Raw genomic sequence first — 25,512 nt, 5'->3', positions numbered from 1 at the left:
GCGGCGCGGCGAGGTGCCGCGCCGGGTGGGACGGGCCGGACTACGCGTCCGGGTCCACCCCGCAGTAGCCCGCGAACGCCGCCAGGATCTCGTCCTCGGAGATCCTGCCGTCGCCGTCCGCGTCCAGTGCCGCCGCGACCTGGTCGGCGAGTTCGGCCGGGGTGCCGAGCACGCCCAGGACGCGGGCCGCCGCCCGCGGGGTCGCGCCGGCGCCGTCCTCGTCGGCGACGGCGATCACCGCCGCCAGGAACGGCCGGGCGATCTCGGCGAACCGGTCCGGGCTGTCCCGCAGCCGCTTCGCCGCGCCCGTGACGAACTCCTCGCGGGACACCCGCTGGTCCCCGTCCACGTCGGCGATCCCGGCCATGCCCTGCCAGAACGCCTCGGCGCCGTTGAACACGGCCTGGCCCTTGTACGACCGCGCGGCGGTGCCGAATTCGGCCAGCACCGCCCTCGCGGCCGTACTGAAGTCCTCCCGGTCGATATAGCCGGACCCGTCCTGGTCGAACGTGGCGAATCGGGCGGCGATCTTGCGCTCGTATTCTGCGCTGTCCATTGTCGGCGTTCCGCCTTCACGTGTGCGATGGGGTGCAGTTCAAGACAAGGCAGGAGCGTAAGCCCTCAGTGGCCCGAGCGTTAAGCGAAGTGGTCAAGCAGGTGGCCGCATCGAACCCGCGCACGGGGAGCGCGGCGGGGCGCGTATGCGTGTGCCATCCCGGGGTAGGTGTCACGCCGTCAACGCGACGGGCGTAGCACGGGAGCCATCCTTCCAGGGCGCGCTTCCGCCAAAACAGGCGCGTTCCGTCAGGTGCGGACTACATTCGACGGGTCGACACACGGCAGGGGGCACCATGGCGAAGGACGTTCCACCGCGCTGGGACCGACGCATGCAGCAACGCCTCGCCCGCGGTGAGGCGGCGGCGCTCGGAGAGTTGTACGACCGGTTCGCCTCGCTCGTGCACAGCCTGGCGCACCGGGTGCTGGGCGACGAGAAGGCGGCCGACCGGATCACCCGCGAGGTCTTCGGCTACATCTGGGAGAACCCGGACGCCTACGACCCGAAGCAGGGGTCCATGCGCTCCTGGGTCGCCCGGATCACCCAGGGCCAGGCAGTGGCCCGACTGCGCCAGGCCGAACTGGGCCGCGGCTCGCGGGAGGAACTGGAGCAGAAGGTCCGCAGCGCCAACGCGGCGGCCCGCGCCGACTACATCGTGACCTCCATGCCCGCCCCGCTGCGCGCCGCCCTCGAACTGGCCTACTTCAAGCGCCGCGACTACCGGCAGGCCGCCGCCGACCTGCAGATCAGCGAGGACGAGGCGCGGCGCCGGCTGCGCCTGGGCCTCCAACTGCTGTCGACCGCCAACGTCCTCCCCCGCGAGGACCCCGCCCCGCCCGGATACGGCTCACGCGAATACGGAACGCCCCGATGACCGGCCCCTCCGAAGAGATCCCCGACGACGCGAACGAGCGCCCGACGGGCGGTCCGGCGCGGATACCCGGTCCGCGGGCGGCGGGCGACGACCTGCGGCCGCCGCACCCGCTGCCGGCGCCCGCGGACGGCCCGTCGCCGACGGCCGTGCCGGAGCCGCCCTCGCACGGCGTCCTGAAGTCCCTGCTCGGGGCGTGGGCGCTCGCCGCCTGTTCCGCCGAGGAGACACAGGCCGTGGAGGACCACCTCACGGAGTGCGCGCCCTGCGCCGAGGAGGCGCTGCGGTTGCGCGACGCGGTCGGGCTGCTGCACCCCGAGGAGAGCCTGGACCTCAAGCCGCTGCTGCGCTCGCGGGTGCTGGAGGACTGCCTGGGCAAGCGCCCGGCGCGGATCCCCGTTCCGGTGTGGGCGAGCCCGTACGACACCGAGACGGCGCGGCTCGACGCGCTGCTGCGGGACTTCGGCGACTCCGAGTGGCACACCCCGGTCCGGCTGAAGTGGTTCGAGGAGGAGCAGCGGCGCTCCCGCCGGACGACGGTGGCGGGCGTGATCGGGCACCTGATGACGGTGGACGGGCTCGTCGCGACCGCGCTCGGTCTGGACGATCCGCTGGGCCCGGAGGCGCCGCCGGGCGGCGGGCCCACGGGCCGTACCGAGCACTTCTGGAACTCCTCCCCGTACCCGACCACCCGCCAGGTCCGCGAACCGTGGCGGGAGCAGGGACACACGCTGGTCCGCACGGTGTCGTTCGCGGGTCGCGGCGTGGCCGAACTGGGCGTGGACTACGGCGGTTTCGCGCTCCCGTTGGGGGACGCGTTCCTGGAGCGCGCCTTCGAGTGCTGGGTGCACGCCTGGGACATCGCGGAGGCGGTGGACTACCCGTACGAGCCCCCTTCGGGCCCGGACCTGCACCGGATGATCGACCTCGCGGCGCGGCTGCTGCCGGGCGCGCTGGCGGGCCGGCGCCGATCGGGGCTGGCGGCTCCGGCGCGCGGTCTGGTCGCGGCGGGCGCGCCGGGTCGGACCCTGCACCTGGAGATCGAGGGCGCGGGCGGCGGTGGCTGGGACATCGCCCTGGACTCGCCGGCCGCGAAGCCCTCGCGGGAGCACACGGTGGCGGAGGTGGCCTTGGACGGCCTCGAATTCTGTCAGCTCGCCGCCGGTCACATCTCCCCGGAGGAGGCCGCGGCGGGCCAGACCGGCGACCGTGAGGCGATCCGCGACGTCCTGTTCGCCGCCGCGTCGCTCAGCCGCCTGTAGGCGCGACGTCCCCGGCCGGGGACGTCGCGCCCGGGCCCGGGCGTCGCGCCCGGGCTCGGGCGTCACGCCCGGGCTCGGGGCTCGGGGCTCAGGGCTCAGGCGAAGACGACCGTGCGGGAGCCGTTCAGCAGGACCCGGTGCTCGCTGTGCCACTTCACGGCGCGGGCCAGGGCCTGGCACTCGACGTCGCGGCCGACGGCGACGAGCTGGTCGGGCGTCACCTCGTGCCCGACGCGCTCGACCTCCTGCTCGATGATCGGGCCCTCGTCGAGGTCGGCCGTCACGTAGTGGGCGGTCGCGCCGATCAGCTTCACGCCGCGCGCGTGCGCCTGGTGGTACGGCTTGGCGCCCTTGAAGCTGGGCAGGAACGAGTGGTGGATGTTGATGATCCGCCCGCTCAGCTCCTTGCAGAGGGTGTCCGACAGCACCTGCATGTAGCGGGCGAGGACGACCAGCTCGACGTCCTTCTCCCGCACGAGCTCCAGCAGCCGCGCCTCGGCCGCCGCCTTCGTGTCCTTGGTCACCGGGATGTGGACGAACGGCACGTCGTACGAGCCGACGAGCTCCGCGAAGTCGGTGTGGTTCGAGACGACCGCGGCGATCTCCACCGGCAGCGCGCCGATGCTCGACCGGAACAGCAGGTCGTTCAGGCAGTGGCCGAACTTCGAGACCATCAGCACGATCTTCATGCGCTCGTCGGAGCGGTGGATCTGCCAGTCCATCCGGAAGGACTCGCCGATCGCGGCGAAGCTCGCGCGCAGCTTGTCGACCGTCAGCCCCGGCTCGGACTCGAAGTGCACCCGCATGAAGAACAGGCCGGTCTCCCGGTCCCCGAACTGCTGACTGTCCACGATGTTGCAACCGGTCATGAAGAGGTAACTCGACACGGCGTGGACGATGCCCTGCTTGTCGGGGCAGGACACGGTCAGGACGTACTGGGGCTGCGCCTCGGGCTGCGGATCGCTCATGACCGCATAGCCTTTCACACCGCGCGGGTGAGGCTCCTCAAAACTTCCATGGAGCTGGGCCGGGCGTCCGGGTCCTCCCCGTCCGCAGCCGACATCCGGAGGTGGGCCTGCCGGGCGGCCCGCACGGCGTCGGGCCACGCGGGGTGCTCCAGGTAGACGGAGACGGGCGCGTCCGGGCCGACCTGGTGCAGGATGCGCAGCACCCGCAGCACGGCGAGGTCGACGGCGGCGGCCTCCTGCGCGTCGCGGAAGATCGTGCCGACGTACTTCTCCGCGGACCAGCTGTCGAGCCAGGTGTCCTCGACGAGCCGGTACACGGCGTCGGTGACGTCCCCGTACCCTTCGGCACCGGCCAGCCAGACCTCTTCCTGGAACAGCGGGTCGGAGAGCATGTGCAGCGCCGAGCGCACGTTGCTGCGCCAGCGCCACCACGGCATGTCGTTGAGGGGCATGCCGCCCATGGTGGAGGAGCGGCCGCCGCGGCGGGAAGAGTTCTTCGAACCTTGGGCGAATGTCACGCTTTCGATCGTACGTTCACCGCGAGCGCGATCTTGAGGCGCCCGCACCCGGCAATTCACCTCCGTGCCACCGAATGTTATGTACACCTCAGCATTCAGTTCCCCGTGGAGCGGAATGGTCGGTGGACATGACCAGTCGGCGAAGCTCAACCCCCTTCTCCCGCACCCTCCTTGCGGCGACGATGGGCGCGTGTCTCACCACCGCGTGCGGGATCGTCCCCGGCGGCCCGGGTGGTTCCGGGGACACCATCACGGTCATGACGTTCGCCCCGATCGACAGCAAAGCAACCAACATGCCGGGAATGCCCGGCATGGCCAAGGCGTACGAGAGCTGGGTCAACTCCAAGGGCGGCATCAACGGCCGCACGCTCCGCGTACTGACCTGCAACGAGAAGAACACCCCGACGGGCGCCGCCGACTGCGCCCGCAGGGCCATCGCCGAGAAGGCGATCGCCGTCGTCGGCTCCTACAGCCAGCACGGGCGCGCCTTCATGGCCCCGCTGGAGGCCGCGGGCATCCCCTTCATCGGCGGTTACGGCGTCTCCGCCGAGGAGTTCCAGAGCACCCTGTCCTACCCCGTCAACGGCGGTCAGCCCGCCCTGCTGGCCGGCGCCGGACACCAGCTGGGCAAGGCCTGCGCACAGGTGTCCCTGGTCCGCCCCGACACCCTCGCCGGCGACACCATGCCGGTGCTGCTCAACGCCGGGCTGAAGGCCAACAAGATGTCGGAGGCCTCCGACATCCGGGCCGCCGAGGACTCCGCCGACCTCACGCCGCAGGCGCGGGAGGCCCTGAACGGCTCCGCCGCGCCCGCCGCCGCGGCGGCCCCGCCCGGGACTCCGTCCGGCACCCCCACCGCGAAGGACACCAAGGAGAAGGACCCCAAGAACGGGACGGACGGGACGGACGGGAAGGCCGGGGCGGACGGGACGGACCCGAAGGACAACAAGCAGTGCGTGACGGCGGTCCTGGGCGAGCGCACCGAGACCTTCTTCGACGCCTTCCGCCGCATCGACGGCCGGCACCGCAACCCGCAGATCTCCTCCGTCCTGGGCAGCGTCAGCCAGGCCCTGGTGGACCGCACGGGCGGCAAGGAGAGCCCCTTCGAAGGCGCGTACGTCACCAGCTGGTACCCGGTGTCCACCGACCCGCTGTGGGCACCCATGCGCAAGGTGATCTCCGAGCAGGCCTTCGGCGACGACAGCGTGGACCCCGACGACAGCGGGGCGCAGACCACCTGGATCGCGTACACCGTCCTGAACGAGGTCGTGAAGCGCTTCGGGGACGACGAGGAGATCACGGCCCGCAAGCTGACCCGCGCCCTCAACCGGTCCGAGAGCATCGCGACCGGCGGGCTGACCCCCGACCTGAGCTGGCGCTACCAGGACATGCGGGCCGTCGCCGGCTTCCCCCGCCTGGTCAACGGCCGGGTCACCTTCCAGATCGTCCGGTCGGGCCGCCTCGTCGCACAGCCCGGCGAGCAGTCCCAGGACATGACGCCCACCCTCGAAGGCGCGCCCCGCTCCACCTGACGCGGGGGCGTGGCGGCGGCGAGCCGCCGCCCGCCCACCGCGCGACGGGTCACAACTGGGACTTGTCCCGCTGGGTGAGGCCGTACTTGGCCGCGACCCTGTTCCACAGGACCGCTGCCGACTCCTTGGCCTTCGTCGCCTCGCCGCTGGAGCGGTTGCCGTCGGAGGCGTTGTCGGTGGCGACGGCCTTGCCGTCCTTGCAGCCCTTCTCGTCCTTGGCGCCCTTGTCGCCCTTGTCGTCCTTGTCGTCCCTGTTGTTCTTCTCGTCCCTGTCGTCTCGGCCGCCCGGCTCGCCGGCGACGTCGTCGGCCCAGTCCGCGTAGCTGTTGTCGGCGTCCGCCGACGCCTTCCAGGCCTTGTTCAGGGAGGCCGTGAGCTTCGCGTGGTCCGGGAGCTTGTCCACCTTGAGTTCCTGGAGCCGGGTGACCAGACCGTCGCGCTGCCGGGCCGCGTCGCGCAGGTCCTGGGAGGCCTGGGCGAGGTTCTTGCAGACCTTGATGTCCTCGACGGCCTTGATCACCGCGGCGCGGCTGTCGTTGCTGTCGGCGAGGAGCTTGTCCAGCTGGACGGCCTGCGGACGGGCCGGGTCGGCCTGCGCCTCGCCGGCCGCGGACGCGGACGGGCCGCTCGACGTGGGTGCCTCGATCGCGACCGGGTCGTTGTTCTGCGCCTTCCCGTCGCCGAGCAGCGCCCCGACACCGAGCCCGGCCACGGCCAGCCCGACGACCGCCGCGGCGATGACCGCCGGAGGGATCCGGTGGGGGGCCGGCGGGGGCGGCGGGGGCGCGTACTGCTGCTCCTGCTGCGGCGGGCGCCCGGGGCCCGGGCGGCCCGGGGCGAACTGCTGCGCGGCGGCCGGCGGCGGGCCGCCCGGCCGGCGCGGGGCGGGCCGGGCCACCGGCTCCCGGACGGGCGGCAGCTGCTGGGTGTGCCCCGCGGCCTCGTCGCTGCCGCGGAACAGCCCGTCGAAGCCCTCGGCCGCGTTGGGCGCGGGGCCCGGCGGGACGGGCGGGATCATCTGCGTCGCGTCGTCGGCGCCCTGCGCGGGGACCGGCGGGATGAACTGCGTGGCGTCCTCACCCGCATGGGCCGGCACGGGCGGGATGAACTGCGTGGCGTCCTCGCCCCCGTGGGACGGGACCGGCGGGATGTACCGGGTCGCGTCGTCGGCGCCCTGCGCGGGGACGGGCGGTATGTACTGCGTGGCGTCCCCGCCCGGGTGGGCCGGGACCGGCGGGATGTACTGGGTGGCCGCTTCCGGCAGCGGCGGGTAGCCGTAGCCGTGCGGTTGGCCCGGCCCCTCGAAACCGGGGCCGAGGACGTGTCCCGGCGGCGGGTTGCCGTACGGGGGCTGCTCGGACTGCGGCTGCGGCTCGTACGCCGGCTGCCCGTACGGCGGTGACGGGTACTCCTGCGACGCGTGCGGGCCCGGCTGCCCGTACCCGGCGCCGTCCTGGCCGTAGCCCTCGGGCTGCGGGTACGCGTACGCGGGCGGTCCCCACGGCTCCCCGGCCCGCGGCGTCTGCTCGGCGTACGGCGGCTGCGGCTGCCCGCCCGGGTACGGCTGGTCCGGGTGGGCCGCCTGCTGCTCCGGCCGGTCCGCCCGGTACGGGTCACCCGCGTACGGCTGCTCGGCGTACGGCTGGTCCGGGTAGCCCGGAGTGGCCTCCGGGCCTGCCGGACGCGGCGTCCCGGGCTGGGGGACGCCCCCTTGTCCGTTCTGCGTCACCGGGACTCCTTCTGCCTTCTCCGACGTCTCCCGAAACTACGGCAGCCGTCGGGTCACGCTACCCGGTCCCTCCGCGGACATGTCAGGCCGGCTGGACCTCCAGCCGCGCCGCGAACTCACGAACGGCCGCTTCCTCCCGGTACGGCTCCAACCGCACCCGGAAGTCGTCCAGGTACTCGGCGCCCCGCCGCGAGCGCAGCGACTCCAACAGCTCGGCGGCCTTCGTCGCCGTCTGACAGGCCTGCTCGACCTCCCGTTGCTGGACCTGCGCCGCCGCCAGCAGGAGCAGTCCGATCGCCCGCCGGCGGGCCTTCGTCGCGGGCAGCGAGCGCAGCGCCTCCTCCGCGCGCCGGGCGGCCGCGTCGGCCTGACCGAGGTCCCGGTGGCAGTGGGCCAGCTCGTCCGCCAGGTAGGCGTGCTCGAAGTGCCGGATCCACACCGGGTCGTCCCCCGACTCCGGCTCGGCCCGCTCCAACGCCGTGACCGCCCGCCCGGACAGCACCGCCGTCGAGCGCGCGTCCCCCATCAGCGCGTGCCCGCGGGCCTCGGCCGCGTAGAACATGGCCTCCACCCTCGGGGTGACCTGCCCGCGCGTCCCCTCCTGCGCGGCCCGCGCCAACTGGGCGATCTCCCGCGGGTTGCCCAGCTCGGCGGCGAGGTGACTCATGGAAGCGGCGAGGACGTAGCCCCCGTACGCCCGGTCGCCCGCCGCCTGGGCCAGCCGCAGGGCCTGGATGTAGTAGCGCTGCGCCAGACCGGGCTGCCCGGTGTCCACGGCCATGTACCCGGCGAGTTCGGTCAGCCGGGCCACGGCCGCGAACAGCGCCCGCCCGACCGGCTCCCGATAGGAACCGCCGATCAGCCCGGACACCACGGAGTTCAGGTAGTGGACCACCACGGGCCGGACGTGGCCGCTGCCGAAGCGGTGGTCGAGCTCGGTCAGGGCCAGCGTCGTCGCCCGGACGGCCTCCACGTCGGACATGCCGACGCGGGCGCCGCCACTGCGCGCCACCTGCGGATCGGCGCCGGTGATCAACCAGTCACGGCTCGGTTCCACCAGCGCGGACGCCGCCACGCTCGACCCCGACAGGAAGTCCCGGCGGCCCACGTCGCTGCGCCACAGCTCGCAGACCTGCTCGATGGCGCCGATGACGGTCGGGGAGAACTGCAGGCCGACACCGGAGGCGAGGTTCTTGCCGTTGGCCATGCCGATCTCGTCGATGGTGACGGTCCGGCCGAGTTTGCGGCCCAACGCCTCCGCGATGATTCCGGGAGCCCGGCCGCGCGGCTGCTGGCCGCGCAGCCAACGGGCCACGGACGTCTTGTCGTAGCGCAGGTCGAGGCCGTGTTCGGCCCCGCACATGTTGACCCGCCGGGCGAGCCCGGCGTTCGAGCACCCGGCTTCCTGGATGAGCGCCTGCAGCCGTTCGTTCGGCTGGCGGGCCACGAGAGGCCTGGCTGCCATGAAAACCCCCTGAAGCCGCGGGTGATCGATGGAATGATCACTTCCCGCCTGATGTGCGGAGAATCTTCCCCTCCGCGGCTCGTGGCTACCCAGCGACCGCGCCCCAGCCTCCTACGCGCCCCCGCCCGTGCACCGATGCGCCCCGTATGCAGGATCGATGCACCGTCCACCGGCCCGTTTACGCCCGTAACCAGCCGTGACCCCGGCAGTTGTGATGGGCGTGGAAGAGACCATCGGAGTCACGGAGACCGCGCCCATCCCCCAGCAGCGTGGCGATCAGCTGCTCGACCATGCCGTGCGGTACGTGGAGGAACGGCACTGGGACGTCTTCGCCGGTACCTGGCTGGAACACCGGGACGGCCGGGAACTGTGCTCCTGCGGAGCGGCCGACTGCCCCGCCCCCGGCGCGCACCCGGCGGTGAAGGACTGGGCGGCCCTGGCGTCGGGCAGCGCGGTGGGGGTCCGTCGGATCTGGGCGAAGCACCCCGCGGCCTCGATCCTGCTGCCGACGGGACGGACCTTCGACGTACTGGACGTCCCGGACTCCGCCGGCTTCCTCGCCCTGGCCCGACTGGAGCGGATGCAGCGCACCCTCGGACCGGTCACGCTGACCCCCGACCACCGCATGCTGTTCTTCGTACTGCCGGGCGCCGGGGTGAAGATGGCGGACCTGGTCCGCAAGCTGGGCTGGCTGCCGCAGACCATCGACCTGGCGGCGCGCGGCGAGGGCGACTGGGTGGCCGCGCCGCCCACCCGGCTCGGCGGCAGGGGACCGGTGCAGTGGGCCCGCAAGCCCACCCCGGCGAACCGGTGGCTGCCCGACACCGAGGAGCTGATCGACGCCCTCGCGTACGCCTGCGGCAGCGAGGCCGCCGCGGCCCGCAACCGTCGGGGCGCCTGACCGGCCGCACGGCCTCGCCCCGAACGGACCCGAGTTCATGACATAAGTAACTGCTCACGCCCGCGACCCGCTCCTATGGTGAGAAAAGTACGACCACGGGGAACGGACGAGAGGCAGGCGCATGCCGAACCAGGGTGATGCGGCGGGCGGTACGGGCGGAGCGGGCGGTGCGCGTACCGCGCCGGCCGCCGCGGTACGCGTAGAGGGACTGTGGAAGAAGTTCGGCGAGCAGGTGGCCGTCTCGGGGATCGACCTGGAGCTGCCCGCGGGCCGGTTCATCGGGCTCGTGGGCCCGAACGGCGCCGGCAAGACGACCACGCTGTCGATGGTGACGGGACTGCTGCGCCCCGACGCGGGCACGGTGACGGTCGTCGGGCACGACGTGTGGGCCGACCCCGTCGCCGTGAAGTCCCGCATCGGCGTCCTGCCGGAGGGGCTGCGGCTCTTCGAGCGGCTCTCCGGGCGCGAACTCCTCGGCTACATGGGCCGCTTGCGAGGACTTCCCGGCGAGGAGACCGACAAGCGGGCGACGCAGCTGCTGGACGTCCTGGGCCTCGCGGGCGCGCAGCACAAGCTCGTCGTGGACTACTCGACGGGCATGCGCAAGAAGATCGGCCTCGCGGCCGCGCTGCTCCACAACCCCGAGATCCTGTTCCTGGACGAACCGTTCGAGGGCGTCGACCCAGTGTCGGCGCAGACGATCCGCGGGGTGCTGGAGCGCTACACCGCCTCCGGCGCCACCGTCGTGTTCTCCTCGCACGTGATGGAGCTCGTCGAGTCCCTCTGCGACTGGGTGGCCGTCATGGCCGCCGGGCAGATCCGCGCGGCCGGCCCGCTGGCCGACGTACGGGGCTCCGCGCCCTCGTTGCAGAGCGCCTTCCTCGAACTCGTCGGCGCCCAGGACGGTGCCGCGGGCGACTCCCTCGACTGGCTCGGCGGCGCCCGATGAGCACCGCCCCGGCCACCCCGAACGCCCAGGCCACCGCGGCCTCCCGGGTCGCCGCGACCGTCACGGACGTGCCGCTGACCCCGCTGTTCGTCCGCCTCAAGCTCTCCCTGCTGCGCAACGGGCTGAAGGGCTCCTCGAAGCGCAAGGCCGCCTGGATCGGCAGCCTGGTCCTGTCCCTCGTCGTCGCGGGATTCGTGACGCTGGGGCTGGCCCTGCTGCGCGGCCACGCCCACGCGGGCACCATCGTCGTGCTGCTGACCGCGATCCTGGCGCTCGGCTGGGCGTTCATGCCGCTGTTCTTCCCCACCGGCGACGAGACCCTGGACCCGAGCCGGCTCGTGATGCTGCCGCTGCGCCCGCGGCCCCTCGTGCGGGCGCTCCTGGCGTCCTCGCTGGTCGGCATCGGGCCCGTGTTCACGCTGTGCCTGGCCGTCGGCTCGGTCGTGGCGGTGGCCCGCGGCGCGGCGGGCGCGCTGGCCGGCGTCGTGGCCGTCCCGCTGGTCGTCCTGGGCTGCGTGACCCTCGCCAGGGCCGTGGCGACGGCGAACGTACGGCTGCTGACCAGCCGCAAGGGGCGCGACCTCGCGCTGCTGAGCGGCCTGCTCATCGCGGTCGGCGCGCAGGTCGCCAACTTCGCGAGCCAGCGCCTGTTCGAGGTGGGCGGCCTGACCCGGCTGGAGCCCGTCGTGGAGGTCGTGCGGTGGCTGCCGCCCGCGTCGGCCGTCGGCATGGTCGACTCGGCGGGCCGGGGCGCCTACCCGGAGGCCGCCGCGCAGTTCCTGATCACCGTCGGCGCGCTGGTCGGCCTGCTGTGGTTCTGGGAGCGGACCCTGACCCGGCTCATGGTCACCCCGGACGGCTCGACCATCGCCGCCTCCAAGCCCCGCAAGGAGCCCGGCGCGGGCCGGTCCTGGTCGGCGCTCCCCGACAGCCGTACGGGCGCCTCCGCGCAGCGGACGCTGCGGTACGCCGTGCGGGACCCGAAGACGAAGTCGGCCTGGGTGACGGCCCTGGCGATCGGGTTGATCGTCCCGGTGTTCAACGCCCTTCAGGGCACCGGTTCCGTGTACCTGGCCTGCTTCGGCGCGGGCATGCTCGGCATCCAGATGTACAACCAGTTCGGGCAGGACACCTCCGCCTTCTGGATGGTCGCCCAGACCATCTCGACGCCGCGCGACGCCTACCTCGAACTCCGGGCCCGTGCGGCGGCGCTGGCGCTGGTCATCGTCCCGTACACGCTGTTGGTCACGGCCGTCACGGCCGGCCTCATCGACGACTGGGGTGCCTTCCCCGCCGGAGCGGGCGTGTCCCTGGCCCTCGTCGGGTCGATGCTGTGCACGGGCGCGCTCGCCTCGGCGCACTTCCCGTACTCGATCCCCTCCGACGGGGCCTTCAAGAACGTGGCCCCCGGTCAGGCCGGGCTCGCCTGGGCGGGCATCGGGCTCGGCATGCTCGCCTCGGTGGTGATCTGCGCGCCGGTGATCGCGCTGACGGTGTTCCTGCACGTGGCCGACCACCACGACCTGACGTGGATCCTGCTGCCGTTGGGTACCGCCTGGGCGGTCCTGGTCACGTGGGCGGGGCTGCGGCTGGCCGCCCCGGCGGTGTCGCGCAAGCTGCCCGAGATCCTGACGGCGGTCAGCAAAGGCTGACTCCGGACCGCACGCCACGAGGGCCGGCCCCGCTCCCGGGAGGGAAGAGGGGCCGGCCCTTCGCGTGCGGTCCCCGGGGTTACGGGGCGGTCGGCAGGGAGGCCGTGAAGGCCGCCGGGACGCTGACCACGTCGTTGAAGCTGCGCTTGCCCGCGCCGAACTCGTCCGCGCCCATCGCCCGCTTCTTGCAGCCGACGACCTCCCACACGGTGTTGGAGTCCTGCGACAGCAGCATCGTCCCGTCCGCCGGAGCCGCCTTCGTCCGCGCCGAGGTCAGCCAGGCACCCGGGACGCCCTCCAACGGCCGCTTGTCGTAACCCAGTCCGGTGAAGTCCGCGTACGACAGGGCCACGGCCTTGCCGCCCGCCATCACGAACACCGAGGCGTCCGCGCCCGAACCGTCCTTCACGATCGTCCCGTCCGGGACCTGCCGCGCCGTGGTGGAGGCCAGCCATTCGCCGGGAACGCCGAGCAGCATGCGCCGGTCGTAGCCGTTGGCCGTCCACTCGGCGGCCGAGATGTGCAGCGCCGCCCCGTTGACCATGACGTAGCGCGCCGGGTCCTGGCCGTTCTGGTTCATCACGACGTGACCGGTCGGGACGGTGCGCTGCGTCGCCGCTCGCAGCCAGGAGGTGGGCACGCCCATGTCGGCGCGGACGTTGTAGCCGCCGGCCGTCCAGTCGGCGGCGCCGATCTTCAGGGCGGCCCCGTCGATCACCACGTAGCGGTCCGCGCCGCCCGCCTGGTCGTGGACGACGGTGCCGGACTTCGGTGAGCCGGGCAGGGCGTGGAACGCCGAGTCCTCGATCAGCACGACCTTACCGAGGTCGTAGCGGTCCGGGCCGACGTCCGAGGCGGCGACCGGGACGCCGGCGCCGTCGATCATCACCTTGACGGCGGCGCCGTTCGGCGACTTCACGAGCGTTCCCGAGCCGAGCGAGGCGGGGTTCGGGTAGGTGGGGCCGTCGGGGTAGGGAGTGGCGTGGTCCGAGCCGAGGTTGTAGCGGGGGCCGCAGGTCGGCCAGGCCCGCTCGCCCTGCACCGCGAGGACCTTCTCCGCTATCCGAATCTGCTGCTCCTTGGTGGCACGGTCGGCGCGGGAGGCGTACGCCTGGCCGCCGAAGGCGTTCCAGGTCTGCTGCGAGAACTGGAGACCGCCGAAGTAGGTGCCGGACGGGTCGATGGCCTTCCAGTTGTTGGTCGACTCGCATTGGGCGACCTTGTCCCAGGTCGCGATGGAAGCGGCCGAGGAGGGGCTGCTCGCCAGGAGCGGGACGGCGACGGCGATCAGGGCGGTGACGGTGACGGCGAGCGCGGACTTCTTGCGGGCGACGGAGCGCACGGGCATGACGGGGAATCCCTCGGGAGTGTGGTCGGGGTGGCGCGGCGGCGGGGGTACGGGACCGGGCCGCCCGGCCGGTGGGGCCGGGCGGCCCGGTGCGGTCCTCGGGGTCGTCGAGGACGCGGCGGGTGTTACGGGGCGGTCGGCAGGGAGGCCGTGAAGGCCGCCGGGACGCTGACCACGTCGTTGAAGCTGCGCTTGCCCGCGCCGAACTCGTCCGCGCCCATCGCCCGCTTCTTACCGCCGACGACCTCCCACACGGTGTTGGAGTCCTGCGACAGCAGCATCGTCCCGTCCGCCGGAACGGCCTTCGTCCGCGCCGAGGTCAGCCAGGCACCCGGGACGCCCTCCAACGGCCGCTTGTCGTAACCCAGCCCGGTGAAGTCCGCGTACGACAGGGCGACCGCCTTGCCGCCCGCCATCACGAACACCGAGGCGTCCGCGCCCGAACCGTCCTTCACGATCGTCCCGTCCGGGACCTGCCGGGAGGCGGAGGAGGCGAGCCAAGTACCCGGGACGCCGAGCAGCATCCGCTCGTCGTAGCCGTTGGCCGTCCACTCGGCGGCCGAGATGTGCAGCGCGGAACCGTTGACCATCAGGTAGCGCGCGGGATCCTTCTCGTTCTGGTTCATGACGACGACGCCGTTGCCCGGGGCCTTGGTGACGGCCGACTTCAGCCACTCGCCGGGGACGCCCATCAGGCTGCGCTCGGCGTACCCGTCGGCGGTCCACTCGGCGGCCGAGATGTGCAGCGCCGCCCCGTCGACGACCACGTAGCGGGCGGGGTCCTTGCCCGTCTGGTCCATCACGACCAGACCGGACGACACGTCACGCTGCTTGGCCTCGTTCAGCCAGGCCGACGGGACGCCCATGTCGGCGCGGACGTTGTAGCCGCCGGCCGTCCAGTCCGCGGCGCCGATCTTCAGGGCGGCACCGTCGATCACCACGTAACGGTCCGCGCCGCCCGCCTGGTCGTGGACGACGGTGCCGGCCTTGGGGGCACTGGCCAGCGAGCGGAACGCCGAGTCGTCGATGAGCACGATCTTGCTGAGGTCGTACTTGCCCGGGCCGACGTCGGAGGCGGCGACCGGGACGCCCGCCCCGTCGATCATCACCTTGACGGCCGGACCGTTCGGCGACTTCACGAGCGTGCCGGCGGGGAGCGAGGCGGGGTTCGGGTAGGAGGGGGTGGTGGTGCCGGAGGGCGAGATGTAGCCGCTGATCTTCTGGCCCCAGGGGGACTGCCCCACCCGCCAGTCCCTCGTCGTGTTCGTGCTGACGATGCCGGCGCCGCCGCCCTGGTTTCCGCCGGTGATCGTGACCTCGTTCCCGTTGACGGCCGTCACGAGCGCCACGTGGTCGTCCTTGTAGCTGCCGCCGTAGTTGTAGACCACGGCGTCGCCGACGTGCGGGGTGTTCGAGAGGGTTCCGTGCTTCTTGCCGTACTCGTAGAAGGACAGCGCCGCGTCGGTCAGGTCGCCCAGGTTCTTGACGCCGTTGCGGGCCCAGACCCAGCCCGCGAAGTCGGCGCACCAGGCGTGCGCCGTGCGACCGTTGGAACAGCTGCTGTTCTGGTTGGAGCCGCCGACGTAACCACCGTGGGCGCAGGCGCCGTTGCCGTTCTCAGCACGGGCCGTCGCGGCGATGTTCTCGCCGAGCGAGGCGGCGGAGGCCGGCGAGGCGACGGCCATCGTCAGGACGGAGGCGGCCAGGGCGGAGGTGGACGCGAGCCGGATGGCGATGGTCTTCACGCGGGACATGACGGTGCTCCTGAGGGCAGGTCGGAAGGTTGGGTATCGCCGGCGCGGTGCCGCAGGGTGGGCTCGGACGCGGGCCGGAGGTGATCGAGCGCGTCGGGCGGGTGGACGGCTGTCCTGCAGGAACAGCTGTCGGGCCGGCGGACGGAACACCGCGGTGGTGTGGGACGCGCGGGACGCGTGTGGTGTGGGTGGTGCGGGTGCTGTGGGTGGTACCGGTGATGTCGACGGCCGAGTGGGCCGCGGTGCGGGGCTGCTACTCCCAGGCGGTGGTGTTCTTACCGACCGGGGCCGTCTCCCAGGCGGTGGTGTTCTTACCGACCGGGGCCGTCTCCCAGGCCGTGGTGTTCTTACCGACCGGGGCCGTCTCCCAGGCCGTGGTGTTCTTACCGACCGGGGCCGTCTCCCAGGCCGTGGTGGCGGTGGTGATCCGGGTGTCGTCGGCGCCGGACGGGGTGGCCACGGCCAGGGAGAGGGCGAGGGCGGCTGCCGCCAGGGCGGAGAAGGAGGCGGTGCGGACGGCGGAGGTCTGGAATCGGGACATGACGAAGCTCCTGGGGGCGGGTCGGGAAGTTCGGGGGCGCCGCGGGATGCCGCGGGCGGGGCCCTGCGTCGGGCCGGCGGGGATCGGGCGCATCGTGGCCGGGGGCGACGGCTGTCCTGCGGGACCAGCGGTCGGGGCGGCATACGGGAAGCCCTGGGGTTCTGCGTGGGTCGTGCGGTGACGCGTGCTGCTGCGGGGCGGCGGGACCCCGGGGCGGGCTACTCCCAGGCGGTCGTGGCGGTGACGTGGGTCCCGGCGTCGGGGGCCTGGCCGACGAGGGCGGGAGCGAGGGCGGCGAGGGCGAGCGAGGTGACCGCGGCGGCCTTGACGATCGTGGTGCGCAGCATGGCGGGAGTCCTTTTCCTGGAACGAGTGGGTGTTCCGGTCTGGCGTCCCGCGGTGACGCTTCCTCCGGTGTTGCCCGCCGGGTGGTGTTCCCTGCTGGCAATCACTACTTTCGTCGCAGGTCAGGAGGGGTGGAAGAGGTTTCAGGTGGACGGAAACGGTCCTGTCCCAATCCGTCCAGGGAGCCCGGAGGAGCACTGGAGGAGCCGCTCGTAGTAGGGCGCCACGAACGGCACGCCCACCCGGGTCACCCGCCAACCCCGCAAGGCCCGTACCTCGGTGAGGGCGCGCCGGCAGAGGTCCTCGGTGCGGCGCTCCGCCTCGGCGAGACCGTCAGCGAGCACGTACACGCCGACGACCGGGTCCGGCAGGGCGCCGGGATGCGCCGAGACGTGCTCGACCAGCCCTGCGGCACCGGGCAGCGTCCGAATGAACTCTGCCGTGCCCGAGGGAAGTTGGACGCCGGGAGTCGGGGCGCGCAGGGCCGCGTGGATCAGAAACATGAGGTCGACCCTTCCGGAAGTGGAGGCCCGAACAAAGCATTGAACGCGGACAGTTCGGTCCTTGGCCGGAAGTGTCCACGGGCTGGTTTCGCCCGATCACTGCGTGCGATGATCTGCGGAACTTGATCAATAAGGCACACACGGGGGGAACCGCTGTGCTAGCCACGCTTGGCCTCGACTCGACGGCCGAAGCCGTCTACCGCACCATGCTCGCTTTTCCGCGCGAGGGGGTGAAAGCCCTCGGCGACCGACTCGGCGTGCCCGAGGACGACGTCCGACGCAGCCTCGACACGCTCAGCGAACTGGCCCTGATCCGACCGTCCTACGAACGCGCCGGCGAGCTGCGCGCGGTCACGCCCGAAGTCGGCATGGAAATCCTCATGGCCCGCCAACAGGCCGAGCTGGCCGCGCAGCAACTGCGCATCGAGGCGTCGCGCGCCGCCGCGGCCCAGCTCATCGCCGAGTACGCGGACCTCAGTCCGACCGCGGCGACGAGCCCGGGCGTGGAGCAGTTGGTGGGGTTGGACGAGATCCGCTCCAGGATCAGCAGCCTGGCCCACGGGCTCCGGACGGAGTTGATGAGCTTCGCGCCGGGCGGGGGCCACCAGCCGCAGACCCTGGAGGCGTCGAAGCCGAACGACCGGGCGTTGCTCGGCCGGGGGGTGCGGATGCGGTCGCTGTTCCAGGACAGCGTGCGCAACAGCCAGCCGACGGTGGCGTACGCGACGTGGCTGAGCGAACTCGGCGGTGAGGTGCGGACCGCTCCCGACCTGCCGACCAGGCTCATGATCTTCGATCGGACGTCGGCGGTCATCCCGATCAACAACGAGGACAGCGGGGCGGGCGCGGTGATCCTCACCGGGCAGGGCACGCTGACCGCGCTGTGCGCGCTCTTCGAGAACGTGTGGGTCGGCGCGCAGCCGCTGGGCGTTCCGCAGGAACGGGACGAGGCCGCGCTCAGCGCCCAGGAGAACACCGTCATCAGGCTGCTGGCGCAGGGGTTGACGGACGAGGCCATCGCGAAGCGGCTCGCGGTCTCCCCGCGGACGGCCCGGCGTCTGGCCAATGGGCTGATGGAGCGCCTGGGGGCGGCCAGTCGCTTCGAGTTCGGCGTTCGCGCGGTCCAACGGGGCTGGCTCCCGAGCACGTGAGGGCGGACCCGAGCACGTGAGGACGGACGGGTGTGGCGTACCCCGGCGGTGGACCGCTGCCGGGATACGCGTGCGCCGGCCCGTTCGGGAGTCCGGCCGCCGCCCTGCGCACGGTCAGGGGCGCGCGGGCACCGGCCGGAGTGGTCCCAGTCAACCCGGGACCGCTCGTGCGCCGCTGGAGCGGCCCCGACCGGGGCGGGCCGGGGCGCCGGCGCGGCTGTCAGGGGGCGTCGGCGGTGACTCCCTCCAGGAAGGGTTCGACGGCCTCGCGCCAGGCGGCCGGCCGGTCGTAGTGGAGGTAGTGGCCGGCGTCCGGGATCTCGGCGTACTGGCCTTCCGGGAGGACCCGGACCATCTCCTGGGCCTCGGCGCGGCCCAGTTCGCCGTCCAGGCCGCGGACGACCAGGGTGGGGCAGCGGACCTGGGCGAGTTCCTCCCAGTGGGCGTCGTGCACCCAGGTCTCCCGGGCGGTCAGCATCTGACTGCGGGAGAACAGCGGGCGCCAGCCGTCGGGGGCACGGTGCATGACCTCGGCGAAGAACGCGCCGCGACCGGGGTCGGGGCGCTCCACGCGGGGATCGTCCTCGCCGAACCAGCGGCGGGCGGCGTCCTGTGTGGGGAAGGGCAGCGGCCAGCGGCGGAACCATTCCTCCCATTCCTGCTGGGAGGCCTCGCCGAGGGCCGAGGCCCGCATGTCGCAGATGACGAGGGCCCGGACGAGCTCGGGACGGCGCGCGGCGAGCTGCCAGGCCGTGAGGGCGCCCATGGAGTGGCCGACGAGGATCACGGGGGCGAGGCCGAGCTGGTCGACGGCCGCCTCGGCATCGGCCACGAAGGCCTCGCGGTCCAGGGGGGTGGAGAGGTCCGGTCCGGCCGCGGGGCGGGTGCTGTGGCCGTGTCCGCGCTGGTCGAGGGCCACGACCCGGTGGCGCTCGCCGAGCCAGCGGGCGGTGCCGGCCCAGTGCAGGGCGCGGCCCATCAGGCCGTGGAGTAACAGGACTGCCGGTCGCAGGGGCTCCGCGGGCGGTTCGCGGAATTCCCAGGCGGCCAGGCGAACACCGTCGGCCCCCGTCACATCGATGCGCTGTACCACCGCAGATGCACCCCCTTCGATCCTCGCCAGAGTATCGAACCTGCATTCGAGAACGGGCGTCTCGCCGACAACACCGCTCTTTCGAGTGACCTTGCTCAAGGATTGGCCGCCCCTGCCGATGGAGATCCTTTCAGCAGGGAGGCGGGCCGCTCGGGGAAGACGGTCCGAAGGGGATGACCTTGAGAGCTCGGGGCTCCAGGTCAGCAAGGGGAGGATCGGTCCCGGCGCCGTGAGGCGCCGGGACCGCCCGTTTCCTCCCGCTCCGCGGGAACCGTCAGCGCTTCGCCACGAACACGTGCGAGGCGGTCTCCTCGTCCAGCTCGGCGGCCTCGCCGCCACTGCCGACGAGCACCCCGCCCGGGGATTCCGTCACGCTCACCACGGAACCGGGCTGCACGCCCGCGCGCCGCAGCGTGTACATCAGCTGGGCGTCCGTCTGGATCGGCTCGCCGATCCGGCGCACGACCACCGTCTTGCCCTCGCTGCCCGGGTCCAGCTCGGACAGGCTGACCATGCCGTCCTCCAGGAACGGATCGGCCTCCGCCTTCTCCCCCAGCTCCTCCAGGCCCGGGATCGGGTTCCCGTAGGGGGATTCGGTCGGGTGGCGCAGCAGCTCCAGTACGCGCCGCTCCACCGCCTCGCTCATGACGTGCTCCCAGCGGCAGGCCTCGGCGTGCACCTGCTCCCACTCCAGGCCGATGACGTCGACGAGCAGACACTCCGCGAGGCGATGCTTGCGCATCACGCGGGTGGCGAGCTTGCGGCCCTCGTCGGTCAGCTCCAGGTGACGGTCGCTGGCCACCGCCACCAGACCGTCCCGCTCCATGCGTGCCACCGTCTGGCTGACCGTCGGGCCGCTCTGGTCGAGCCTCTCGGCGATCCGGGCGCGCATGGGGACCACGCCTTCCTCTTCCAGCTCAAGGATGGTGCGGAGATACATCTCCGTGGTATCGATCAGTCCGGACATTCGTGCCCCTCGGATTGCGTGCGCTGGCCCTGCCCCCAATTCTGACGCATCGCGCCGACAACCGTCCCGCGCCGAGCGTCAAGGCATGTACGGGACATCTCCGGGGTCCCGCGGCGGGCCGTTGGTCCCGGGGATTGACGCTCGTATTGACACGCGGTTGGTCCAGACCGCACGGTGAGCGACGGACACCGACGTACCCCATCGCACCCCACCTCGGAAGGGCCTTCGGCGTATGAGCGAGAGCAAGCTGGCCGGGCAGTTCTTCGACGCGGCCATCGGCCTGCTGGAGCGGGTGCGGGACGAGGAGGCCTCGCGCATCAACGAGGCCGGAATCGTCATCGCCGAGGCCGTCGCCTCGGGGAACCGGCTCTTCGCCTTCGGCGCCGGACACTCCTCACTGCCCGCCCAGGACGTGGTCTACCGGGCCGGCGGACTCGCCCTGATGAACTTCCTCGCCGTTCCCGGCACCGCCGGCATCGACGTCATGCCCGCCACGCTCGGCAGCGCGCTGGAGCGGGTCGACGGACTCGCCGGGGCGGTCCTCGACAGCAGCCCGGCCTCCGACGGCGACGTCCTGGTGATCATCTCGCTGTCCGGGCGCAACGCGCTGCCGGTCGAGATGGCGATGAACGCCCGGGCGATCGGGCTCAAGGTCATCGGCGTGACCTCCGTGGCGTACGCGACGGGGACGCGCTCGCGGCACGTCTCGGGCACCTTCCTCAAGGACCACTGCGACATCGTCCTCGACAGCAAGATCGCCGTCGGTGACGCCGAGCTGAGCCTCGACGGCATCGACGCCCCCTTCGCCCCCGCCTCCACCGTCGTGACCAGCGCGATCATGCAGGCGGTGATGGCGGCCGCGGCCGGGGAGCTGGTCGCGCGCGGCGTCGAGCCGCCGCTGCTGCGTTCGGGCAACGTGGACGGCGGCCACGAGTGGAACGGCCGCGTGATGCAGGAGTACGGCGACCGGATCTTCTTCCGCCACTGACGGCGGGCGCGGCCCCCGCGGCCTAGCATGGGAAGGACGTGGCTCGGGGTCTCGGGGAGCTGAGGTGGCCGGGCATGTCCTGCACACGTACGACGTTCGCGGCGCGGCGGGCCCTGCCCGCCGGCGTGGCCGCGCTGCTACTGCTCCTGGCCGGCGCCGGAACGGCTCCCGCCGCACCCCCGCAGCCGCCCGGGGCGGTCACCGCCGCGGCCGTTCCCGGCCGGGCGGACCTGGATCCTGGGACGGTGGCCCGCCTCGACGCGGCGATCACCGCCGTGATGAAGGACGCCGGCATCCCGGGGGTGAGCGTCGGCGTGTGGATCCCGGGGCGCGGCGACTACGTCAAGTCCTTCGGGGTGGCGGACCGGAGCAGCGGCGCCGCCCTGAAGACCGGCATGTACTCGCGGATCGGCAGCGTGACCAAGACGTTCACCGTCACCGGGGTGCTCCAGCTCGTGGACCGGGGCCTGGTCGGTCTGGACGATCCGATCTCGAAGTACGTCGACGGGGTGCCCGGCGGCGAGCGCGTCACCGTGCGGCAACTCGCGGCCATGCGCAGCGGACTGTACGACTACACCTCGGACCCGAAGTTCCTCGACGCGATGCGCGACGACCCGTACCGCCCGTTCACGCCGCGGCAGCTGCTCGGGTACGCCTTCGCCCATCCGCCGCAGTTCGCCCCGAACGCGAAGTGGGAGTACAGCAACACCAACACGGTGCTGCTGGGGCTGTTGGTGGAGAAGGTGTCGGGGAAGTCGCTGGCCGCGTACCTGGAGGAGCAGGTCTTCGCGCCGCTGGGGCTCGACTCCACCTCGCTGCCGACCGGCAGCGCGTTCCCGGACCCGCACCCCCAGGGCTACACGACGTTCAGCCCCGACGGGAGCGTCGTGGAGGCCACCGACTGGAACCCGTCCTGGGGGTGGGCGGCCGGAGCCGTCATCTCCGACCTGGAGGACCTGCACACCTGGATCCCGGCGCTGATCGACGGCCGGCTGCTGAAGCCGGCCACGCAGGCCGAGCGGCTGCGGACGGGCCCCGTGGGCTACCCGGGCGTCGAGTACGGGCTGGGGATCGCCCGGGTCGACGGCTGGTTGGGCCACAACGGCGAGCTGCCCGGCTACGAGACGATCGCCGCCGGGCTGCCGGGCAGCGGGGTCACGCTGGCGGTCCTGATCAACTCCGACATCGACCGGGGCGGCTCGCTCAGCACGCGCATCGGCAAGGCCGTGACGGAGATCGTCACCCCCGAGCACGTGTGGACCCTGCCCTCCCCCACCCAGGTCGGCGAGAACCAACACTGAGGGAAGGCCGTCAGGACGGGCCGGCCGTCGCCAGGTCCAGGTCGGCGGCGACGCGGGCCGCGACCTCCTCCGCGTAGAGGGCGTCCGCCCGCTCGAAGGCCGGGCGGGAGGAGCCGCGCAGGAAGGTCAGGGCGCCCAGGGTCCGACCGCGGCTGCGCAGCACCACGCACAGGGCGTACGTCGCCCCGGCCGGCCAGTGCCGGGCCCGCGCCCAGCCGTCGTCCTCGGTACCGCCGGGGGCACCGGCCCGGACGGGACCGATCCGGTCCAGGGCCTGGAGCGCCGGGTGGGCGCTGTCGTAGCGGACCGGGATGGCGCCCGGTCCCGGGAGCAGCAGGGCGAGCCCGGAGGGGGACACGGCCGAGCGGACGAGCCGCCTGCCCCGGTCGGGGGCGTCGGGCCCCGGCGCCCGTTCCAGGACGTCGACCAGGGCGTGGTCGGCGAAGCCCGCCAGCGCGAAGTCCAGCCGGATCGCGGCGGCCTCGGCCGGGTCGGCGCATTCGGCGGCGGCCCGGCCGGCGCGGTGGAGCTGGTTGGCCCGGAACCGGAGCTGCCCGGTGTCCAGTTCGGCCCGCCGGGCCTCGGTGACGTCCTGGAACAGCCAGCCGACGCCGAGCGGCACGGGTTCCTCCGCGAGGGGGGAGGCCAGTCGCAGGAAGCCGGAGCGCCAGCACCGGCGCCGGACGCCCTCGGCGGTCCGTACGGAGACCCACAGTTCCAGCGGAGCCGGCGGCGCCCCTTCGGCCAGTACGTGCTGGAGCGCGCCCTCCAGTTCCTCGACGCCCTGGACGAGGAGGTCCCCGAGGGGGCGCCCGAGGAGCGCGCCCCGGCCCGCCCCGAAGGCGCGGGCGGCATGCGTGTTGACCACGGCCGGCCGCAGGTCGACGTCGACGAGGACGACGCCCCAGGAGGCGTCGTCCATGAGGGCCTCGCTGAGCGCGATGGAGCGTTCGAGGTCGATCTGGGCGTGGACCTCGCTGAAGGCGCAGTACACGCCGGCGGGCTTGCCGTCGGCGCCGGGGACCCCGGCGGACTGGGTGCGGACGAGGATCCGGCCGCCGTCCTTGGTGAGCAGGGCGAACTCGTGGACCTGGCGTCCGGGCAGGTCCTGGGCCGACATGAGCCGGTCCTGCACGTCGTCGGCGTCGGCGGCGCGCACGGCCCAGCCCGCGAAGCCCTTGCGGCCCACGGCCTCGGCGGCGGACCAGCCGAGGATCCGTTCCGCCTCCCGGTTCCAGTGGGTGACGACTCCGTCGGAGTCGAACGCGCACAGGGCGGCGTCCATCCCGTCCAGCAGCGCTGCGAGCAGATCGTCGGCGGTCTCACCACGACCGGAAGCACTCACCTGGCACCCCCTGCAGGTGTTCGCGTGTGCGGCACGTCAGATCATTGAACTGGAACGTGACGCAGGCCACACACAGTTCCCGCATTCCTCCCGGAATGTCCTTCAGTCGGCGAGGGCGAGGACGACCATCCCGGCCGCGAGGAGCAGCCCGGCCGTCCCGCAGCCCCGCAGCGCGGCCACCTCCCCGCGCCCCTCACGCAGGGCCTGCCGCTCGATCCTGCGCCGGACCCCGGGGTCGGGCGCCCAGTCGGGGCCGCGGAGCTCCTTCCAGGCGGCCCGCATCAGGGCGACCTCCCGGGCGACGTCGACGTGGTCGTCGTCGACGCACACGAGCCGGATCCGGCGCCCGGCCCGGTCATAGGCGTACGTGAGGACCGGCGGCCGGTCCCCCGCCACGGCCGCGCCGGGATGGGGCGCGGCCCGGATGTCCTGGACGTCCGCCCAGGCCAGCCGTCGGCTTCCGGTGAGCCGCCGGACCCGGATGCCCTCCTCGTCGATGAGGGTCGAACAGCGCCGGGAGGCCCGCACCAGCCAGCCGAACAGGGTGACGACCAGGGCGGCGATCAGCAGCTTCACACCGGTGACCACGTGTTCCATCGTCGCCACGGTCAGCAGCACACCGGGCGCGCCGATCCCGACCGCGACGTGGACACCCACCATCCGCGCGGCGCGGACCCGGTAGTCGCGCGGCAGCAACCCTGCGCCCATGGCACCCCTCCCCGCTGCGGGACGGCCAGTGTAGGAAGGAACTCCGGTGCGGGATAGGGGAGTTGCGGCCGTTCCGGCGGGGCCCTCATAAATGGGTTGAGGGCTCGGCGCGGCGGATCTAGGCTCTGGAGTACACGAGAAGGGAGGTGGTTCCCGCAATGTACGGAAACCGGACGCGTGAGGTGACTGCGGGCTGACGGCCCGTTGTCGCAACGCACCCAGTGCGGTGCCCGGCGTGGCCGCCAGGCGCCAATCCCAAGCAGTCACCCGACCCGCGGGCTCGCCGGTACGTCCGGCCGGCTCCTCTCACTGCAGGAGAGGAACCAGAGCCCGCGGGTCGCCTGCGTTCCCGGGCCTCTCGCGGAGTCCGCGCCGCCGTCCTACGGGCAGAGCCGCTCGATCCGCCACTTCTCGCCCTCCAGGACGTAGCGCAGCCGGTCGTGCAGGCGGTTCTCGTGCCCGTTCCAGAACTCCACCGCGTCGGGCACCACCCGCACCCCGCCCCACTCCGGCGGCACCGGAACCCGCTCGCCCTCCGGGTAACGCTCCGCGAGCTCCGCGTAACGCCGGTCCAGTTCCTCCCGGGAGCCGATCACCCGGGACTGTTCGCTCGCCCAGGCGCCCAGCTGCGAGCCGTGCGGCCGGGAGCGGAAGTACGCGGCGGTCTCGTCGCGGCCGATGCGGGAGGCGGTGCCGGTGACGACGACCTGGCGGGCGATCGGGTGCCAGGGGAAGAGCAGCGAGACGTACGGATTCGCGGCGAGCTCGACGCCCTTGCGGGAGCCGTAGTTCGTGAAGAAGACGAAGCCCTGTTCGTCGAACCGCTTCAGCAGCACCGTGCGGGTGCTGGGCCGCCCGTCGGGGGTCGCCGTGGCCACGACCATGGCGTTGGGTTCGAAGACGTTCGCGTCGGCCGCCTGCCGGAACCAGCGGCCGAACTGTTCCATCGGGTCGTCCGCGAGGCTCTCCTCCCGGACGATCTCGGAACGGTACTGCTTGCGCATGACGGCGGGGTCAAGGTCCTGATCGCTCACGCGGCCATCCTGCCGCAGGACGTCGACCGGT

General features: G+C 72.8%; 24 protein-coding genes. 9 read left to right on the top strand and 15 right to left on the bottom strand.

All coding sequences use genetic code 11. The features are described 5' to 3' along the window. Positions 1 to 40: 40 nt before the first annotated feature. Positions 41 to 556: an EF-hand domain-containing protein gene (locus ACZ58N_RS22270; protein WP_471162541.1), complete on the bottom strand. Its 516-nt coding sequence runs from the start codon at positions 554 to 556 to the stop codon at positions 41 to 43. A gap of 295 nt (positions 557 to 851) precedes the next feature. Between ACZ58N_RS22270 and ACZ58N_RS22265 the strand changes: the two genes are divergently transcribed. Both ACZ58N_RS22265 and ACZ58N_RS22260 read left to right on the top strand, forming a co-directional pair. After that, on the top strand, positions 852 to 1,430 hold the full coding sequence (locus ACZ58N_RS22265; RefSeq protein ID WP_281211046.1) for a sigma-70 family RNA polymerase sigma factor: 579 nt from the start codon (positions 852 to 854) through the stop codon (positions 1,428 to 1,430). Further along, a complete protein-coding gene (locus ACZ58N_RS22260) occupies positions 1,427 to 2,689 on the top strand; it encodes a maleylpyruvate isomerase N-terminal domain-containing protein (protein WP_471162538.1) in 1,263 nt (420 codons plus the stop codon). The genes ACZ58N_RS22265 and ACZ58N_RS22260 overlap by 4 nt, the downstream gene beginning before the upstream one ends. A 95-nt stretch (positions 2,690 to 2,784) precedes the next feature. Here the strand turns inward: ACZ58N_RS22260 and purU are convergent, their stop codons facing one another. After that, positions 2,785 to 3,657 (bottom strand): formyltetrahydrofolate deformylase, encoded by an 873-nt coding sequence (gene purU, locus ACZ58N_RS22255; RefSeq protein ID WP_471162535.1) that lies wholly within the window; start codon positions 3,655 to 3,657, stop codon positions 2,785 to 2,787. 14 nt (positions 3,658 to 3,671) lie between these two features. Further along, on the bottom strand, positions 3,672 to 4,118 hold the full coding sequence (locus ACZ58N_RS22250) for an SCO4402 family protein (RefSeq protein WP_471162626.1): 447 nt from the start codon (positions 4,116 to 4,118) through the stop codon (positions 3,672 to 3,674). 185 nt (positions 4,119 to 4,303) lie between these two features. Between ACZ58N_RS22250 and ACZ58N_RS22245 the strand changes: the two genes are divergently transcribed. After that, positions 4,304 to 5,707: an ABC transporter substrate-binding protein gene (locus ACZ58N_RS22245; protein ID WP_471162533.1), complete on the top strand. Its 1,404-nt coding sequence runs from the start codon at positions 4,304 to 4,306 to the stop codon at positions 5,705 to 5,707. Positions 5,708 to 5,756: 49 nt separating this feature from the next. Here the strand turns inward: ACZ58N_RS22245 and ACZ58N_RS22240 are convergent, their stop codons facing one another. Both ACZ58N_RS22240 and ACZ58N_RS22235 read right to left on the bottom strand, forming a co-directional pair. Then, positions 5,757 to 7,436 carry a hypothetical protein gene (locus ACZ58N_RS22240; RefSeq protein WP_471162530.1) on the bottom strand — a complete coding sequence of 560 codons (1,680 nt, stop codon included), beginning with the start codon at positions 7,434 to 7,436 and terminating at the stop codon, positions 5,757 to 5,759. 82 nt (positions 7,437 to 7,518) lie between these two features. Beyond that, complete coding sequence (locus ACZ58N_RS22235; RefSeq protein ID WP_471162528.1) at positions 7,519 to 8,901, bottom strand: transcriptional regulator; 1,383 nt, start codon at positions 8,899 to 8,901, stop codon at positions 7,519 to 7,521. Between the two features lie 214 nt (positions 8,902 to 9,115). Between ACZ58N_RS22235 and ACZ58N_RS22230 the strand changes: the two genes are divergently transcribed. The 3 genes from ACZ58N_RS22230 (at position 9,116) to ACZ58N_RS22220 (ending at position 12,403) form a co-directional block, all read left to right on the top strand. Continuing rightward, positions 9,116 to 9,802 carry a bifunctional DNA primase/polymerase gene (locus ACZ58N_RS22230; RefSeq protein WP_471162624.1) on the top strand — a complete coding sequence of 229 codons (687 nt, stop codon included), beginning with the start codon at positions 9,116 to 9,118 and terminating at the stop codon, positions 9,800 to 9,802. 121 nt (positions 9,803 to 9,923) lie between these two features. Next, complete coding sequence (locus ACZ58N_RS22225; protein WP_471162525.1) at positions 9,924 to 10,751, top strand: ABC transporter ATP-binding protein; 828 nt, start codon at positions 9,924 to 9,926, stop codon at positions 10,749 to 10,751. After that, complete coding sequence (locus tag ACZ58N_RS22220) at positions 10,748 to 12,403, top strand: transporter (protein WP_471162522.1); 1,656 nt, start codon at positions 10,748 to 10,750, stop codon at positions 12,401 to 12,403. Before ACZ58N_RS22225 ends, ACZ58N_RS22220 begins: the two co-directional genes overlap by 4 nt. A 79-nt stretch (positions 12,404 to 12,482) precedes the next feature. On the opposite strand, the gene ACZ58N_RS22215 is transcribed toward ACZ58N_RS22220, so the two are convergent. From ACZ58N_RS22215 to ACZ58N_RS22195, 5 genes are all read right to left on the bottom strand, one after another. Beyond that, the gene (locus ACZ58N_RS22215) at positions 12,483 to 13,751 is read right to left on the bottom strand and encodes a transglycosylase family protein (RefSeq protein WP_471162520.1); all 1,269 of its coding nucleotides are present in this window, start codon (positions 13,749 to 13,751) and stop codon (positions 12,483 to 12,485) included. Between the two features lie 125 nt (positions 13,752 to 13,876). After that, positions 13,877 to 15,505: a CHAP domain-containing protein gene (locus tag ACZ58N_RS22210; RefSeq protein ID WP_471162517.1), complete on the bottom strand. Its 1,629-nt coding sequence runs from the start codon at positions 15,503 to 15,505 to the stop codon at positions 13,877 to 13,879. Between the two features lie 253 nt (positions 15,506 to 15,758). After that, complete coding sequence (locus tag ACZ58N_RS22205) at positions 15,759 to 16,046, bottom strand: hypothetical protein (RefSeq protein WP_471162514.1); 288 nt, start codon at positions 16,044 to 16,046, stop codon at positions 15,759 to 15,761. A 218-nt stretch (positions 16,047 to 16,264) separates the two neighbouring features. Beyond that, positions 16,265 to 16,393 carry a hypothetical protein gene (locus ACZ58N_RS22200; RefSeq protein WP_453434883.1) on the bottom strand — a complete coding sequence of 43 codons (129 nt, stop codon included), beginning with the start codon at positions 16,391 to 16,393 and terminating at the stop codon, positions 16,265 to 16,267. A 141-nt stretch (positions 16,394 to 16,534) separates the two neighbouring features. Next, positions 16,535 to 16,894: a hypothetical protein gene (locus ACZ58N_RS22195; protein WP_471162510.1), complete on the bottom strand. Its 360-nt coding sequence runs from the start codon at positions 16,892 to 16,894 to the stop codon at positions 16,535 to 16,537. 155 nt (positions 16,895 to 17,049) lie between these two features. Here ACZ58N_RS22195 and ACZ58N_RS22190 point away from each other — a divergent pair, with 155 nt between their 5' ends. Continuing rightward, complete coding sequence (locus tag ACZ58N_RS22190; protein WP_471162507.1) at positions 17,050 to 18,045, top strand: helix-turn-helix transcriptional regulator; 996 nt, start codon at positions 17,050 to 17,052, stop codon at positions 18,043 to 18,045. A 220-nt stretch (positions 18,046 to 18,265) separates the two neighbouring features. Here ACZ58N_RS22190 and ACZ58N_RS22185 read toward each other — a convergent pair whose 3' ends face one another. Together ACZ58N_RS22185 and ACZ58N_RS22180 are read right to left on the bottom strand one after the other, a co-directional pair. Continuing rightward, entirely contained in the window at positions 18,266 to 19,138 is an 873-nt protein-coding gene (locus tag ACZ58N_RS22185; RefSeq protein ID WP_471162505.1) for an alpha/beta fold hydrolase, read from the bottom strand. 274 nt (positions 19,139 to 19,412) lie between these two features. Then, positions 19,413 to 20,105: a metal-dependent transcriptional regulator gene (locus tag ACZ58N_RS22180; RefSeq protein ID WP_356875822.1), complete on the bottom strand. Its 693-nt coding sequence runs from the start codon at positions 20,103 to 20,105 to the stop codon at positions 19,413 to 19,415. 232 nt (positions 20,106 to 20,337) lie between these two features. On the opposite strand from ACZ58N_RS22180, the gene ACZ58N_RS22175 reads away from it, so the two are divergent. Next, entirely contained in the window at positions 20,338 to 21,093 is a 756-nt protein-coding gene (locus tag ACZ58N_RS22175) for an SIS domain-containing protein (protein ID WP_471162502.1), read from the top strand. Between the two features lie 74 nt (positions 21,094 to 21,167). After that, positions 21,168 to 22,394 carry a serine hydrolase domain-containing protein gene (locus tag ACZ58N_RS22170; protein ID WP_471162499.1) on the top strand — a complete coding sequence of 409 codons (1,227 nt, stop codon included), beginning with the start codon at positions 21,168 to 21,170 and terminating at the stop codon, positions 22,392 to 22,394. Positions 22,395 to 22,404: 10 nt separating this feature from the next. Here the strand turns inward: ACZ58N_RS22170 and ACZ58N_RS22165 are convergent, their stop codons facing one another. The 3 genes from ACZ58N_RS22165 to pdxH form a co-directional block, all read right to left on the bottom strand. Next, positions 22,405 to 23,739, bottom strand: coding sequence for a PAS domain-containing protein (locus ACZ58N_RS22165; protein ID WP_471162496.1), 1,335 nt, complete (start codon positions 23,737 to 23,739; stop codon positions 22,405 to 22,407). Between the two features lie 102 nt (positions 23,740 to 23,841). Beyond that, on the bottom strand, positions 23,842 to 24,447 hold the full coding sequence (locus ACZ58N_RS22160; RefSeq protein ID WP_471162494.1) for a PH domain-containing protein: 606 nt from the start codon (positions 24,445 to 24,447) through the stop codon (positions 23,842 to 23,844). A gap of 380 nt (positions 24,448 to 24,827) precedes the next feature. Further along, positions 24,828 to 25,451 carry a pyridoxamine 5'-phosphate oxidase gene (pdxH, locus tag ACZ58N_RS22155; RefSeq protein WP_471162622.1) on the bottom strand — a complete coding sequence of 208 codons (624 nt, stop codon included), beginning with the start codon at positions 25,449 to 25,451 and terminating at the stop codon, positions 24,828 to 24,830. Between the last annotated feature and the right edge of the window lie 61 nt (positions 25,452 to 25,512).

This window comes from Streptomyces sp. NPDC040432 (assembly GCF_055595445.1).
This window is presented reverse-complemented; position numbering and strand designations above follow the sequence as displayed.

Excerpts from the sequence above, each read along its gene's own strand:
- ACZ58N_RS22170 (WP_471162499.1), top strand. The coding sequence starts at position 21,168 with ATGTCCTGCACACGTACGACGTTCGCGGCGCGGCGGGCCCTGCCCGCC.
- ACZ58N_RS22180 (WP_356875822.1), bottom strand. The coding sequence starts at position 20,105 with ATGTCCGGACTGATCGATACCACGGAGATGTATCTCCGCACCATCCTT.
- ACZ58N_RS22195 (WP_471162510.1), bottom strand. The coding sequence starts at position 16,894 with ATGTTTCTGATCCACGCGGCCCTGCGCGCCCCGACTCCCGGCGTCCAA.
- ACZ58N_RS22225 (WP_471162525.1), top strand. The coding sequence starts at position 9,924 with ATGCCGAACCAGGGTGATGCGGCGGGCGGTACGGGCGGAGCGGGCGGT.
- ACZ58N_RS22245 (WP_471162533.1), top strand. The coding sequence starts at position 4,304 with ATGACCAGTCGGCGAAGCTCAACCCCCTTCTCCCGCACCCTCCTTGCG.
- ACZ58N_RS22215 (WP_471162520.1), bottom strand. The coding sequence starts at position 13,751 with ATGCCCGTGCGCTCCGTCGCCCGCAAGAAGTCCGCGCTCGCCGTCACC.
- ACZ58N_RS22265 (WP_281211046.1), top strand. The coding sequence starts at position 852 with ATGGCGAAGGACGTTCCACCGCGCTGGGACCGACGCATGCAGCAACGC.
- ACZ58N_RS22230 (WP_471162624.1), top strand. The coding sequence starts at position 9,116 with ATGGGCGTGGAAGAGACCATCGGAGTCACGGAGACCGCGCCCATCCCC.
- ACZ58N_RS22160 (WP_471162494.1), bottom strand. The coding sequence starts at position 24,447 with ATGGGCGCAGGGTTGCTGCCGCGCGACTACCGGGTCCGCGCCGCGCGG.
- ACZ58N_RS22205 (WP_471162514.1), bottom strand. The coding sequence starts at position 16,046 with ATGTCCCGATTCCAGACCTCCGCCGTCCGCACCGCCTCCTTCTCCGCC.
- ACZ58N_RS22260 (WP_471162538.1), top strand. The coding sequence starts at position 1,427 with ATGACCGGCCCCTCCGAAGAGATCCCCGACGACGCGAACGAGCGCCCG.
- ACZ58N_RS22235 (WP_471162528.1), bottom strand. The coding sequence starts at position 8,901 with ATGGCAGCCAGGCCTCTCGTGGCCCGCCAGCCGAACGAACGGCTGCAG.
- pdxH (WP_471162622.1), bottom strand. The coding sequence starts at position 25,451 with ATGCGCAAGCAGTACCGTTCCGAGATCGTCCGGGAGGAGAGCCTCGCG.
- ACZ58N_RS22250 (WP_471162626.1), bottom strand. The coding sequence starts at position 4,118 with ATGGGCGGCATGCCCCTCAACGACATGCCGTGGTGGCGCTGGCGCAGC.
- ACZ58N_RS22175 (WP_471162502.1), top strand. The coding sequence starts at position 20,338 with ATGAGCGAGAGCAAGCTGGCCGGGCAGTTCTTCGACGCGGCCATCGGC.
- purU (WP_471162535.1), bottom strand. The coding sequence starts at position 3,657 with ATGAGCGATCCGCAGCCCGAGGCGCAGCCCCAGTACGTCCTGACCGTG.
- ACZ58N_RS22200 (WP_453434883.1), bottom strand. The coding sequence starts at position 16,393 with ATGCTGCGCACCACGATCGTCAAGGCCGCCGCGGTCACCTCGCTCGCC.
- ACZ58N_RS22270 (WP_471162541.1), bottom strand. The coding sequence starts at position 556 with ATGGACAGCGCAGAATACGAGCGCAAGATCGCCGCCCGATTCGCCACG.
- ACZ58N_RS22210 (WP_471162517.1), bottom strand. The coding sequence starts at position 15,505 with ATGTCCCGCGTGAAGACCATCGCCATCCGGCTCGCGTCCACCTCCGCC.
- ACZ58N_RS22220 (WP_471162522.1), top strand. The coding sequence starts at position 10,748 with ATGAGCACCGCCCCGGCCACCCCGAACGCCCAGGCCACCGCGGCCTCC.